Origin of the sequence: Exiguobacterium sp. s48, assembly GCF_018617395.1 — a bacterium.
GTDB lineage: Bacteria > Bacillota > Bacilli > Exiguobacteriales > Exiguobacteriaceae > Exiguobacterium.
Genome location: NZ_JACSKC010000002.1, coordinates 204,749 through 217,582, shown reverse-complemented (window position 1 = coordinate 217,582; position 12,834 = coordinate 204,749). Strand labels below are relative to the sequence as shown.

Annotated in this window: 14 protein-coding genes; 5 read left to right on the top strand and 9 right to left on the bottom strand. The window is 47.5% G+C overall.

Annotation, left to right across the window (positions count from 1 at the left end):
• Positions 1 to 9 precede the first annotated feature (9 nt).
• On the top strand, positions 10 to 459 hold the full coding sequence (locus KNO66_RS11455) for a GNAT family N-acetyltransferase (protein ID WP_214742602.1): 450 nt from the start codon (positions 10 to 12) through the stop codon (positions 457 to 459).
• A 38-nt stretch (positions 460 to 497) separates the two neighbouring features.
• Here the strand turns inward: KNO66_RS11455 and KNO66_RS11450 are convergent, their stop codons facing one another.
• From KNO66_RS11450 to KNO66_RS11435, 5 genes are all read right to left on the bottom strand, one after another.
• On the bottom strand, positions 498 to 1,427 hold the full coding sequence (locus KNO66_RS11450) for a manganese-dependent inorganic pyrophosphatase (protein ID WP_214742601.1): 930 nt from the start codon (positions 1,425 to 1,427) through the stop codon (positions 498 to 500).
• A 93-nt stretch (positions 1,428 to 1,520) separates the two neighbouring features.
• Entirely contained in the window at positions 1,521 to 1,649 is a 129-nt protein-coding gene (locus tag KNO66_RS14960) for a hypothetical protein (protein WP_285800741.1), read from the bottom strand.
• A gap of 97 nt (positions 1,650 to 1,746) precedes the next feature.
• A complete protein-coding gene (locus KNO66_RS11445; RefSeq protein ID WP_074034990.1) occupies positions 1,747 to 2,028 on the bottom strand; it encodes a HesB/YadR/YfhF family protein in 282 nt (93 codons plus the stop codon).
• Positions 2,029 to 2,095: 67 nt separating this feature from the next.
• Entirely contained in the window at positions 2,096 to 3,055 is a 960-nt protein-coding gene (locus KNO66_RS11440) for a LacI family DNA-binding transcriptional regulator (RefSeq protein ID WP_214742600.1), read from the bottom strand.
• A 10-nt stretch (positions 3,056 to 3,065) separates the two neighbouring features.
• Complete coding sequence (locus tag KNO66_RS11435; RefSeq protein ID WP_214742599.1) at positions 3,066 to 3,299, bottom strand: hypothetical protein; 234 nt, start codon at positions 3,297 to 3,299, stop codon at positions 3,066 to 3,068.
• 245 nt (positions 3,300 to 3,544) lie between these two features.
• Here KNO66_RS11435 and KNO66_RS11430 point away from each other — a divergent pair, with 245 nt between their 5' ends.
• The gene (locus tag KNO66_RS11430; protein WP_031424359.1) at positions 3,545 to 4,828 is read left to right on the top strand and encodes an NCS2 family permease; all 1,284 of its coding nucleotides are present in this window, start codon (positions 3,545 to 3,547) and stop codon (positions 4,826 to 4,828) included.
• 134 nt (positions 4,829 to 4,962) lie between these two features.
• Here the strand turns inward: KNO66_RS11430 and KNO66_RS11425 are convergent, their stop codons facing one another.
• Together KNO66_RS11425 and KNO66_RS11420 are read right to left on the bottom strand one after the other, a co-directional pair.
• Positions 4,963 to 5,994, bottom strand: a complete 1,032-nt coding sequence (locus KNO66_RS11425) for a DUF4097 family beta strand repeat-containing protein (RefSeq protein WP_214742598.1) — start codon at positions 5,992 to 5,994, stop codon at positions 4,963 to 4,965.
• A complete protein-coding gene (locus tag KNO66_RS11420) occupies positions 5,991 to 6,311 on the bottom strand; it encodes a PadR family transcriptional regulator (protein ID WP_214742597.1) in 321 nt (106 codons plus the stop codon). The genes KNO66_RS11425 and KNO66_RS11420 overlap by 4 nt, the downstream gene beginning before the upstream one ends.
• 189 nt (positions 6,312 to 6,500) lie before the next feature.
• Here KNO66_RS11420 and KNO66_RS11415 point away from each other — a divergent pair, with 189 nt between their 5' ends.
• Positions 6,501 to 8,456: an ATP-binding protein gene (locus tag KNO66_RS11415; protein WP_214742596.1), complete on the top strand. Its 1,956-nt coding sequence runs from the start codon at positions 6,501 to 6,503 to the stop codon at positions 8,454 to 8,456.
• 33 nt (positions 8,457 to 8,489) lie between these two features.
• On the opposite strand, the gene KNO66_RS11410 is transcribed toward KNO66_RS11415, so the two are convergent.
• Positions 8,490 to 9,287: a glucose 1-dehydrogenase gene (locus KNO66_RS11410; RefSeq protein ID WP_214742595.1), complete on the bottom strand. Its 798-nt coding sequence runs from the start codon at positions 9,285 to 9,287 to the stop codon at positions 8,490 to 8,492.
• A 189-nt stretch (positions 9,288 to 9,476) separates the two neighbouring features.
• Here KNO66_RS11410 and KNO66_RS11405 point away from each other — a divergent pair, with 189 nt between their 5' ends.
• Positions 9,477 to 10,799: a hemolysin family protein gene (locus KNO66_RS11405; RefSeq protein ID WP_214742593.1), complete on the top strand. Its 1,323-nt coding sequence runs from the start codon at positions 9,477 to 9,479 to the stop codon at positions 10,797 to 10,799.
• Between the two features lie 199 nt (positions 10,800 to 10,998).
• Positions 10,999 to 11,991: a 5'-3' exonuclease gene (locus tag KNO66_RS11400; protein WP_214742592.1), complete on the top strand. Its 993-nt coding sequence runs from the start codon at positions 10,999 to 11,001 to the stop codon at positions 11,989 to 11,991.
• 14 nt (positions 11,992 to 12,005) lie between these two features.
• Here KNO66_RS11400 and KNO66_RS11395 read toward each other — a convergent pair whose 3' ends face one another.
• Complete coding sequence (locus KNO66_RS11395; protein ID WP_214742590.1) at positions 12,006 to 12,809, bottom strand: VOC family protein; 804 nt, start codon at positions 12,807 to 12,809, stop codon at positions 12,006 to 12,008.
• Positions 12,810 to 12,834: the final 25 nt, after the last annotated feature.

Here is a 12,834-nt window from a genome sequence, read left to right as displayed (position 1 = left end):
GGTGAGTGGATGAAGATTGTTCAACAGTGGAATCAGGAAGATCGCGAATATATTCGACAGCGTTTGATTGAATATAACGCATCACAATTGCCGGATGAAGTGAAGCACCCCATCGAACACGTGAGTTTCATCGTTCGGGACGATGACAATCAGATTGTCGGGGGTGTAACCGGGACGGTGTTTTGGTACTCGATGCATATTCATTTCTTATGGGTGGACGAACAGCTTCGAGGAGAGGGATATGGAACAGAGTTGATGACGCGTATCGAACAGTGTGCCATCGAGCATCAATGCCATCTCATTCAACTCGACACGTTCAGCTTTCAGGCACCTGACTTTTATATCGGACTCGGTTATGAAGTCGTTGGAGTAATCGAGAACCATCCGACAACAGAGCATAAACAATATTATTTGAAAAAGACTCTTCTTCAACAAAACGAAAAAACTGCAGACGATTAATCGGCTGCAGTTCCGCTCGAGGCATTCGCTTCGAGTTTTTATTTTGTTGCCGCTTCTGTTAAAACAGGCACGATTTGCTTCTTACGCGAGACGACGCCCGGAAGTGTCGCTAATCCGTTTTGAAGCGTGACGTTGAACGCTTGTTCGAAGAGTTCTGGTTTTGGTCCGACGACGATGGCTTCCGAATCGTTCGTCAAAATATTCGTGATGGCGAATACGAACAAGTCTAAGTTTTTCGCTGCAACCGTGTTGGCGATTGCGGCTTCGACTTCTTTTTTACGGTTCAAGACATCGTTCGCATCGACCGTGTTCACTTGCGCGATTTCAACACGATAGTCGCCCATTGCGAATTCTTTCGCATCGAGTGAGATGAGTTCTTCAATCGTTTTTTGGCTAAGGTCCGCCCCGGCTTTGAGCATCTCAAGCCCGTATGCTTCTGCATCGACGCCAGCGATCTCAGCGAGTTCTTTCGCGGCTTTGACGTCTTCATCCGTGCATGTCGGTGATTTAAAGAGAAGTGAGTCCGAGATGATAGCTGAAAGCATCAAACCGGCCATATCCGCTGCGATTTCGACACCATGCTCTTTATACAACTTCAACAAAATCGTCGCCGTACAGCCGACTGGCTCTGCACGATAGTAGAGTGGGTCTGCCGTTTGGAAGTTTGCGATGCGGTGGTGGTCGATGACTTCAAGGATTCGCACGTCCTCGATACCATCCGCACTTTGTTGGAACTCGTTATGGTCGACCAAGATGACTTCTTCGGTCTCACCTTTCACGCTTTCAATCAAGCGTGGTGCTTTTACGCGGAAGTGATCGAGCGCATATTGTGTTTCCCCGTTCACTTCACCGAGACGAACTGCCTCTGCGTCCATTCCTAATTTCTTTTTCAACTCGGCATAGGCGAGCGCTGACGTGATTGTGTCGGTATCTGGATTTTTATGTCCGAAGACTAGTACTGTACTCATGTCTCATTCTCCTCACTAAATAGTTTTCCCTTATCCATTATAACGTCCACGGCATTTCTTTCAATTCCCAAACAAAAAGAGCCGTGTCGGCTCTTATGATTGTTCGTCTTCATCTGTCTCTTCGAGGTCGGAGTGATCTCCTTTTGAATCTTCTTCATGGGAGATGTCCGGTTGATCTCGTTTCAACTTTTCTTCTTGCTCACGCTTTTCTTTGTCTGACATATCGTGTCATCCTTTCGAAAATCCGACTTGTCGTAATCTGTTCCCCAAGCCAGATTTCGTCAAACGACATTTCATTAAACGTAAACAAACTGAAACGTCAGGCCTGCACGAAGACGATTTCTTCTCCGCGAAGTTCGACTTTCACGTCTTGTCCTTGGAACAACCACTCATCTTGTTCCGCCACGACGAAACGAATGCCGTCTTCTTCGGTCTCAACAGCCGCATTGTTCACGTCTTCCGTGATGACCCCAACGGAGAAACCGTGCGTCAAGTCTGTCGAACCCCCATATTTTGCAAACAAACGAACCGTTTGGCCCGCTTCGACTTCCATTTCTTCTTTAAACCATTGGAGCGCTTCTTCTGTTACTTGAATCTTCATAACATCTCCTCCTCTCGACTACTCCTTTCATTCTAAACGTTTCAAAAGAGTCGAGCGAGGATGTTGCCTAAAGTGTCATTCCCGCTTGATAGTTGACAGTCATTCCGTGAATCTCTGGGATGGCTCCATTCATCTCAGCGAGCGTCGTTTCAAACAGGCGACGACCAATCTGTTCATTCGGGGAAAGCATCGTCGATAGTCCGAATGCCTGACCGATCGGATGTCCGTCAAACCCGAGCATGGCGACTTCCTCAGGAATCTTGATGTCTCGCCGTTGCATCTCTCCTAAAAATCCGAGAGCGACATAATCAGACGAGAAAAAGAGCGCTCGAGGACGCTCTTTTTGAGAGAGAAACGTTTCAGCTAACCGAATACCGTCCTCACTCGTCAAATAGCCGGTCCAAATCCATTGCTCACGCGCATGCGCTACTTCATCGAAATAGGCTTGCTGACGCGCAAGGGAACTTGGACTATGGCTTCTTGACAAGATGATTCCAATCTCTTCATATCCATGCTCCTGTAGCACATGAATACCTGATACGAACGACGCGTAATGATCGACATGGATCGACGAGATCGTTTCCGGTGCACCGACGGTCGCCACAGCAATCGGTCCGTACGCACGATATGTCTCCATTTCTTTAAAGGACATCTCGTGAGACAAGACAATTGCCCCATCGACTTCACGATGTTTCAATAAATCGAGCGCTTGTCGTTCCTCGCTCAACTTATACTCCGTCTGCCACATGACGAGCCGGTAATCGTGCTCGAGCGCCGCCTTGGCAAGCCCATTGACGAAGAAACCGTAATACGGATGATCCATATAAGGTAGAATGACGACGATTCGTTGCGTCTTCCCTGTCGACAACGTCAGTGCCTGTTGATTTCGCAAATACCCGAGTTCTTTCATCGCTTCGTGGACACGGGTCCGTTTTTCTTTCGATACGTACGGATGCTCGTTCAAGACGCGCGAAACCGTCGTCACCGAAACGTCAGCGTGCTTTGCGATATCTCGAATGTTTGCCATTCGTCTCACCTCAACTTGTCAGTCTTTGCATATAGTGTACCCACTCTGCTTGCTGACTGTCACCTCTTTCGATGACTTGACAACGAATCGCTTGAACGAGACGGAAGCGCTCTTCTAACGGCAGATGAAGAAACTCTTCACGGAAACGGGTACACAACATTTTTCCAAACGGTGTATACAACTGATTGATGACGAGCTCGTATACGATTCCACTGCACCATGTCTTCCACGTTGTCGGTTTCATATCGGTTCCCCTCCCTTTGTCTATACCGTATCTTCTGAAACGCGTTTCAGAGCAAGTATCTTTTTTAAAAAAGTTTATTTCCGAACATTATTTGTCTTCAATTTTCATTTTTCATGTTTTTTACTCAAAACAATTGACGGGAATCAAACATTTTTGTATAGTCATCAAGTTGATAACGTTAATTTAAACATTTTTCTCAATTAATGTTCGGAAATAGACCGAAATAAGGAGTTATATCGATGAATATTTTTCAATTGAAACAACATGGTACGAATGTTAAACAAGAAGTGACTGCTGGGATCACAACGTTCGTGACAATGGCGTACATCTCTGTCGTCAACCCAGCGATTCTATCTGACGCAGGGATTCCGTTCGCACAAGCATTCACAGCGACAATCATTGCCATCCTCATCGGGACTGGCTTGATGGCGTTTTATGCGAACTTACCAATCGCCGTGGCGCCAGGAATGGGGCTCAACGCATTTTTTGCTTACACGCTCGTCGCCCAAGAACAGATTGCACCGTCTGCCGCGCTCGGCGTTGTCTTCGTCTCGTCCGTCTTTTTCTTAATTTTGTCGCTCTCTCCAATTCGGACGAAGTTGATTCAAGCGATTCCGACTTCGTTGAAGCATGCCATCACGACCGGAATCGGTCTTTTCATCGCTTCACTCGGATTAAAATTATCAGGCTTAATTGTTGCTGACGAAGCAAACTTGGTGCGTCTCGGTGACGTGTCTTCTCCAGAAGTACTACTTGTACTCGGTGGTTTGATCGTCTCAGCACTCCTCTTCTCACGAAACGTACCCGGTTCTTTACTCATCGGGATGGTACTCACTGGGATTGCAGCATACTTCATGGATATCTTAAAAATCGATGGTGTCACGGCGATGCCGACGCTTCCGGAAGGACTCATGGTCAACCCCGTGACGGCATTTAGTGATGTCATTCAATACGGTTTGTTCGGTGCTGTCCTCTCGTTCTTCCTCGTCACATTGTTCGATACGACAGGTACGCTTGTCGGTGTCGGAAAACAGGCAGGTCTCTTAAAGGAAGACGGAACGATTGAAAATGGTCACCGTGCACTCTTTGCCGATTCACTTGCCACAATGGGTGGATCACTAGTCGGAACAAGCCCGTCTACGGCATACATCGAGTCTGCTGCCGGTGTCGCGCAAGGTGGACGTACAGGGCTCACGACGGCCGTCGTCGCTGGGTTATTCGGATTGACACTCTTCTTCAGCCCACTTATCGGCGCCATCTCTGGCGTTGCGGCGATTACGGCTCCTGCACTCATCATCGTCGGGGCACTCATGTTGACGAACGTCCGGTATATCGACTGGAGTGACTTTAGCGAATACTTCCCGGCGTTCATGACGATTTTGATCATGCCTTTGTCAGGAAGCATCGAACGGGGAATCGCCTTCGGCTTCATCTTGTACCCAATCTTCAAAGCGATGAACAAAGAGACGGTTCATCCGCTCATCTACTTGTTTGGCGCACTCTTCATCTTGGAAATGTTCTTCCTATAAATTTGACAGAAGATCCTTGTCATATGACGAGGATCTTTTTCTGTTGTACGTCCTCCATACCCGTTCGAGTCGCCTATGTGTTGGTGCATGACCTATAAATAAAGTCCCACCATCGATTGATGGTGGGACTTTATTTATCCTGATACCGTGACGCTCCCGTTTGAGCTTGTCAACTTCACTTCAATCGATCCGTCTCCGAATACGCATTCTTTCGAACGCTCCCCGAATACATTGACTTTCCCGTTTCGCGACTTCGCTCGGATTGTAACATCGTCCGGACGCTCATCGACTTGTAAGTCAATCTTCCCGTTGTTCGTTTTCAACCGAATTGGTGATTGAATCGATTGAACACTACAGTCAATTCGTCCGTTAGAGGTTTTGGCATCGATGGCTCCCTCGACATGATTGACATCGATTCGACCGTTCGAGGAATGGATGTTGATCCGCTCGAGTCGAGAATGTTTCGCTTCGACGCGACCATTTGAGGAATGGAGCTCCCAGTCGTGACCGTTGCAACTCGATGCGACCACTTTTCCGTTCGAAGTGCGCAGGACACCCTGTTTCGCTTGAATCTGATGCGCGACGATTCGACCGTTCTCACTCTCCACATGGAATCGTTCCGCTTGGAGATCTTGTACATCACTCGAACCATGACGATTCTTCAACTGAATCTGATGATAGGCGTGATGTGGTAATTCCACTCGAAGTACTGGTGCCTTCGACCCAAACCATGAGAACAGATCCGAAAGACCGAAACGACGTTCGGATTCAATGCGAATCTCCAACGTATCCCCAACGATATCCATCACGACCCCATGATCGGTCTCTGTTTCAAGCGTCGCATAAGCGTATCCGTCTTGTGAAGGAGTGACGAACACCTGCGCATGTTGAACTTGAACGAGGACACTTTGAAAAGCTACGGCCGAACTTTTCACAACCGCCGGAGGTCGTGTCGATACTGACTCTTCAAAGTCTACAGAGGCAAGTAATTCCGATGCGAGTACGCTCGGTTCCCCTAACTCACGTGCCATTTCTTCGTCACTTCTTCCTTCTAATCGACCGCTCGTGAAATATTCAGACACATCCCTTAATATATCGAGCCGATCTTTCACCTTCACGTTCATCAATAGTTGTTCGAGCTCTAACAAGTACTGTTCTTCATTCATCTGTCGTCTCCCCCTCGAATTAAGTCATTGACACCGTTCGTAAATACATCCCATTCCGTTCGCAAGTCAGACAAGTGCTCGCGGCCCTGTTCCGTAATTTGATAATACTTCCGTGGAGGGCCTTCCCCGGATTCCATTAAATATGTCGTGAAATAACCCTCTGTCGTCAATCGACGCAACAACGGATAGACCGCACCTTCTGAAATCGCCACTTTGGCCGAAATCGCCTGGACGAGCTCATACCCATAGCGGTCTTGTTCCGCAACGAGTGCTAACACACACAGATTGAGCACACCTTTTTTGAATTGAGGATTCATCATCCCACCCCCTATTATACATAGAACAATAGCATACTATCCACTACTGTTCAATGACCAATAGTGTTCATTACCTTGATTTCTCAATATCTAGCATCTAAAGAGTTGAATCTGTACAATGAAAGAACGACACACGTAGAATATTAGTCACAGTCGGAATGTTCAACATTCTAGGAAGGAACGGTCTTTATGAAGTCATGGATTGACCAACGGATCGGGAGACAATTTTTATTCGTCTTCTATTTATTCATCGGACTGATCCTCCTCACGTCGCTTGCCGTATATGTGTATACGGAAAACCAAATCGAACAGACGACGTCATCGCTTGAGAACATCAGTGAACGGCGCACAAATGCGACCGAATTGTTCGAGACATGGCAGTCGATGCAATATGAAATGCGCGGTTATGTCCTCCTTGGGGACGATGCGATGTTAGAACGTGTGCAAGATAAACAAGTCTTGATTGACGAACAGACGACTTGGTTCGAACAGAACGCAGTGACCGAAAAAGAAAAAACATACGCGAGCGATGCGCGTACACTGTTTGTCGCGTATCAGGAACGTGTCATGCCAAGCCTTGAACGTTATGTAGCAGGAAAACGGGACGGTAGTGTAACCGAGCCCTTTTTAAAGATGCCAACGCTCGGTAAGGTGAACCCTCAAAAAGAGCCACCGGCAGATCGTAAATTCAAAATCAATTCGAAAAGTGCTGCGGATATGAGCGCGAGCATCGTCGACATGGAGAGCGTCTTCACGGAATACCGGAACTCACTGAACGCAGAAGAGGATGCACTCCGTGCTCAACTTGCGACACATACGAAATGGGCACAGGCGCTCTGGCTCCTTTCTTTACTCGGGGTGCTCTTCATTCTCTTCATCGTCGCTCGACCTTACGTCAGACGCTTAACGGGTCAACTCCAGGAATTGATTGAAAACAGTAAACGTCTTGCCGGAGAGCGACAACCAGTCGCGACAGCTACCGTTCAATCTAAAAACGAAGTCGGACAATTGACGACCTCTTTCCGTCAGATGGCTTCCTCTCTCACGACACAGCGTCATCGAATCGAGGAAGAACGCGAGAAGACAGCACGGCTCCTTCACTCCATCCGTGATGCCGTCATCTACGTCGAACATGCGACAAGCGAAAAATTAGCGAACCAAGCGCTCTTCGTGTTGTTCAATCAGCCGATTACGAAACGAAATGAAGTCGATTTATATCGTTTGGATGCAAGTCTCGAAGAGCTTGGATTACAAGTTGACCAAAAGGATGCCTTTTTCGCGTTCATGGAACGATCATTCGATGGACAATGTAAAGAAGAGAGCGTCACGTTCTCAATGAATCAGGAAGAACGTTTCATTCAAATGTATGCGGAAAAAATTTACTTGAGAGGGACGCGTCACGGGACGATGCTCGTTTTCCGTGATGTGACACACGAAACAGAAGTCGACCGTTTGAAAACTGAGCTCGTTTCGACCGTTTCTCACGAACTCCGTACTCCGCTCACGAGTATCATTGGATTCACCGAGCTTCTCCGTTTCCGAAAGCTTTCAGCTGAACGTTCCGAAAAATATTTAGGGATGATTCATCAAGAAACACTGCGTCTCGAAGACCTGATTTCAAACTTACTCGATGTACAGCGGATGGAATCCGGAAAACAAACGTACCACAATGAGCCGGAACGCCTGTCTGATATTTTGGAACAGGCCATCACAGTGCATCGAGGATCAAGTCAACATCATCATATTTCGTTTGATTGTCAGGAAGATTTGTATGTATTTGGGGACCGGTCGCGACTCAATCAACTGTTCATGAATTTGCTCCATAATGCCGTGAAATATTCTCCTAATGGCGGAGAAATCAACGTCCGCATCTCATGTGAGCAACCGGATTGGATTGATATTTCGATTGAAGATCATGGCATCGGGATTCCCCAAACTGCACTCTCGAAGTTGTTTGACAAGTTCTATCGCGTTGACAACTCTGCCAGTCGTAAAATCGGAGGGACCGGTCTCGGGCTTGCGATTTGTAAAGAGATTGCAGAAGGTCACGGTGGAACGATTCACGCGACATCGAGTATTGGAAAAGGCTCTACTTTCACCGTCCGTCTCCCTAAAATGGATATGACCAATCAAATGAGTAGCTAAACGAAAAGAGGGTGCATCAGCGCACCCTCTTGTTTATTGGACTTTGTTCTCTGGGCCGAATGACGGATAAAGCGAAAGTCCGCCATCCGCAAAGATCGTCGTCCCCGTCACATAGGACGATTCATCCGATGCGAGCCAAGCAGCGACGGCTGCGATTTGTTCCGGCTTCCCGATGACGTGAGATGGGATGAGCGCTTCTAACCCCTTCTTCTCTTCCGGGTCGCTCATCGTCTCTTCGTTAATCGGCGTATCAATCGCCCCAGGTGCGATCGCATTCACACGAATGTGATTCGGTGCATATTCGAGAGCGACTGATTTCGTGAACATTTTTACGCCGCCCTTACTTGCTGCGTAATGTGTGTAACCAGGACGTGGAATGACTTCGTGAACAGAAGACATGTTGATGATATTGCCTTCAATTTTGTTCTCAACGAAGTACTTCAAGGCAGCCCGGACACCAAGGAACGTTCCGTTCAAGTTGACGTCGATAATTTTTTTCCAATTATCGAACTCCATCTCATGTGTTTTCGCTTCGACTTGTACACCGGCATTGTTGACGAAGATATCCATCTTCCCAAACTCAGAGATGGCTTTCTCGATCATCTTCTCGGCGAGTCCTTCTTCAGAAACGTCCCCTTTTACGGCGACAGCCTTCCCACCACCCGCCTCGATGCCACGGATGACTTCTTCCATCTCTTTTTCACTGCTACGATAGTTCAGGACGACGTTCATCCCTTCTTTCGCGTAGCGTTCCCCAATCGCACGTCCAAGTCCCTTCGAACTTCCTGTGATGACCGCGACCTTTCCTTTTAACTCTGGATAGTTTGCCATATCAATTCCTCCTTCATCTTCTCGGATTTAGTTCCCGCATTCACCTCTTCATCAAACATGTTTGACTGCATTTTGAATAATTCAAACAAATCAACTATACTGAAACAAACTATTCGTTTTCAGGAAACGCCTGAAAGACGTTTGATCTTATACTCAATGGAGGTGACTCCCCGATTTTTGGGGGAATTGTTGGACAGTCCCATGTTACTCAGCTTACTCGTCGTTGCGCTTTTAATCTTTCTGACTGCTTTTTTTGTAGCAGCCGAATTTTCAATTGTGAAAGTGCGTAGCGCTAGACTCGATCAGCTCGTGCTCGAAGGAAATAAGAAAGCGGTCAGCGCAAAAAAAGTCATCGAGAATATCGACGACTCGCTCTCTGCCTCACAGTTTGGCATTACACTGTCCGCACTAGGTCTCGGGTGGATTGGTGCCGATCAAATCGAAACGTACGTTCACACGTTGGTCGAACAGTTGAATATTTCACAATCACTCGTGACGTTCTTATCGTTCCTGATTGCGTTTCTCGTCATCGCGTTCGTTCACGTCGTTATCGGAGAATTGGTACCGAAAACGCTCGCCGTTCATGAAGCGGAAAAATTAACGCTCCTCGTTGCACGTCCGCTTTACGTGTTCACGAAACTTTTCTATCCGTTCATCCGTGCCTTGAACAGCATGGCTCGACTCACACTCCGTCTATTCGGTGTTCAGACGACTGCGCAGGAAACGGCACATTCCGAGGAAGAGTTAAAAATCATCATGACAGAAAGCTTCCGTAGTGGTGAAATCAACGAAAATGAGTTGGCCTATGTACAAAACATCTTCTCGTTTGACGAGCGCATCGCCAAAGATGCCATGGTTCCACGGATGAACATGGTCACGATCGATGAAGAAGATACGATTGAAGAGATTATTTCAGTTGTCGAAGAGCACCAATATACACGCTATCCGGTCACACGAGATGGCGACCGTGACGACGTGCTCGGATTTGTGAATGCAAAGCAACTCTTTACCGCGCAACTTTCAAAAAATGATGCACCGTTTGAGTCATTCATTCATCAATTGCCACTCGTTACCGAGTTCACGCCGCTTCAAGAAGCGATGGTGAAGATGCAAAACGCACAGACAATGATGTGTCTCGTCATCGATGAGTACGGGGGAACTGCTGGCCTCTTAACGATTGAAGACATCCTGGAAGAAATCGTCGGTGAGATTCGCGATGAGTTCGACCGAGATGAACAAGCAGAAATTACGGAAATTGCTCCGAAACATTATCGTCTCTCTGGACTTGTGTTAACACAAGAACTCGAGGAACGATTTGGAATCGAAATCGAAGACGATGTCGATACAGTTGGTGGATTTGTCTTATCGCAAAAAGCGAACGCTCGGACGGGCGAACGCTTCCTCTTACCTGGCGACCATGAATTGATTGTCAGTGAAGTTGATAACCACCGAATCGTCTTCGTCGACCTGATTTTGGCCTCACGTGAAGAGGAAGAGCCTCTCTCAGAATAAGGTTTCTATTAAACCCTTCTCTTTGATTTGGAGAAGGGTTTTTCATGTGTGAACCGAACTGTCGCTATATTTTCGCCTCTTGCCGTGATATACTGCACATATGTTGCTTATTTGAGTGTCACGCACTCAATGACACAACATCACCGTAACATGGCGAAATGTTCGGTTTAAACAGAAAGAAATAGAAAGAAGGTTACGCATGGAACGCAAACTATTTTTGATTGACGGTAACTCCATGCTGGCCAGTGCTTATTATGGTGCCGCCGCGAGCCGAACGAAAAAAGGACGCGAGGTATCCAAAAACGATCGGAGTGCCGTCATCGGAATGACCGGCCTCATTCGGACGATTCTACGCAGACATCGTCCAACTCATTTTGTCGTCGTCTGGGACGTCTCACGTGAAACATTATGGCGTCGAGAGTTATACCCGGGCTATAAACGCCGCAGACGCCAAACACCGCCTGAATTGAAAGCGCAGATGGAACTCATGCGCCAACTACTTGAGGATAGTGGCATTCCACAATTCCAAGTAGAGGGATATGAAGGGGAAGATTTGATTGCCCACATCGCACGTAAATTCAGTTGCAGTGCCCCTGTGGTCATCATGACAAAAGACAAAGACTTGTTACAGCTTGTCAGTCCACGAATCACCGTTTGGTTACAGACACAGGAGCTTCAGCAAATGCAGGCTCGCTGTGACATTCGTGATAACCGTCCGTTGCCGCTCAAGCGTCATTTAGAAATTCGACCAGAAGAGATTGCGGCGTTATACGAAGGATTGAAACCGAAGCAATTGTCAGCCGTCAAAGCGTTGACAGGAGACCGTTCTGACGGGATTCCTCCAGTTGCAGGACTCGACGAAAGCCAATCGGTTCAACTCATCAAGCGATTCGGTTCGCTCGATAAGCTGTATTCTGCCTTGAGTATCAAGGGTGACAAACGACAACAAGTAAATGAAACGATCGCGGCACTGACGTCAGAGGAGGTGCCCCGTAACTTGAGACGAACACGCAAAAAAGCAGAGCGCAACATGGAGCTCGTTCGTCTTGATGTCACGGTGCCGGCACTTGACCACTTGAAACTAGCTCATCTCGAGCTCAGTCTCAACCCAAAACGAGTCGAGCAAGCGTATCAAAAACGCGGACTTCGTCTCTCGTTTAACGCAAGTCAGAAGAAAACATCCGCACGTTAAAAAGAACGGACGCCTCAAGCGTCCGTTCTTTTAATATGCACCGTAATCCCATCTTCATCTGTCAATGACCATTCAGAAGACGTCCCTCCTAATGCCTGATTCGTCTCCTCATTGACGAGCAGCGTCCATGCCTCGATTCCAGCTTCCGCTCCGAGAGTTTCACTCGAACGGGCCCACACGTTCGTCCCAATGTGATGATGATAGCCATCTGCCGCAAGGAACAGCGCGCCTGGATAAGAATCCGTCGTGATAGAAAAACCGAGTCGATCATGATAGAAGCGTTTCGCCGCTTCGATGGACCGGACTTTAAAATGGACATGTCCCATGATCGTACCAATCGGTAAGCCATTGAACGGTCGATTGCTCGCCTCTTGAAGCATCGATTCATAGTCAACCGGTTCAGTCGCCATTTTCACATGACCGTTTGCTTCATACGACCATTGTTCTTTCGGACGATCGGCGTACAGCTCAATCCCGTTTCCTTCCGGATCATTTAAGTAGAACGCCTCACTCACTAAATGATCGCCTTGTCCGACTTCGATGCGCTGCTCAATGAGATGCGCCAATATACTTCCTAACTCCACGCGACTCGGCAAGAGAATCGCTAAGTGAAACAATCCAGCCGCACGCGGATTTGTCTTCGCCTGAGGGACACTGTGCAAGATGACAAGTGAACGCTCCTTCGTTCCGAGCGTAACCCATTCTTCGGCTTCTTCTAAAACGCTCATCCCAATCACATTTACATAAAATCGTGTCATTTGTGCGATATCTCGGACACGTAACATCACCGGTCCTAATTCAATATTCTCAATTTTCATTTCATCACCTCACCTTCACTATACC

Excerpts from the sequence above, each read along its gene's own strand:
- KNO66_RS14960 (WP_285800741.1), bottom strand. The coding sequence starts at position 1,649 with ATGTCAGACAAAGAAAAGCGTGAGCAAGAAGAAAAGTTGAAACGAGAT.
- KNO66_RS11455 (WP_214742602.1), top strand. The coding sequence starts at position 10 with ATGAAGATTGTTCAACAGTGGAATCAGGAAGATCGCGAATATATTCGA.
- KNO66_RS11415 (WP_214742596.1), top strand. The coding sequence starts at position 6,501 with ATGAAGTCATGGATTGACCAACGGATCGGGAGACAATTTTTATTCGTC.
- KNO66_RS11395 (WP_214742590.1), bottom strand. The coding sequence starts at position 12,809 with ATGAAAATTGAGAATATTGAATTAGGACCGGTGATGTTACGTGTCCGA.
- KNO66_RS11445 (WP_074034990.1), bottom strand. The coding sequence starts at position 2,028 with ATGAAGATTCAAGTAACAGAAGAAGCGCTCCAATGGTTTAAAGAAGAA.
- KNO66_RS11440 (WP_214742600.1), bottom strand. The coding sequence starts at position 3,055 with ATGGCAAACATTCGAGATATCGCAAAGCACGCTGACGTTTCGGTGACG.
- KNO66_RS11435 (WP_214742599.1), bottom strand. The coding sequence starts at position 3,299 with ATGAAACCGACAACGTGGAAGACATGGTGCAGTGGAATCGTATACGAG.
- KNO66_RS11450 (WP_214742601.1), bottom strand. The coding sequence starts at position 1,427 with ATGAGTACAGTACTAGTCTTCGGACATAAAAATCCAGATACCGACACA.
- KNO66_RS11425 (WP_214742598.1), bottom strand. The coding sequence starts at position 5,994 with ATGAATGAAGAACAGTACTTGTTAGAGCTCGAACAACTATTGATGAAC.
- KNO66_RS11410 (WP_214742595.1), bottom strand. The coding sequence starts at position 9,287 with ATGGCAAACTATCCAGAGTTAAAAGGAAAGGTCGCGGTCATCACAGGA.
- KNO66_RS11400 (WP_214742592.1), top strand. The coding sequence starts at position 10,999 with ATGGAACGCAAACTATTTTTGATTGACGGTAACTCCATGCTGGCCAGT.
- KNO66_RS11420 (WP_214742597.1), bottom strand. The coding sequence starts at position 6,311 with ATGAATCCTCAATTCAAAAAAGGTGTGCTCAATCTGTGTGTGTTAGCA.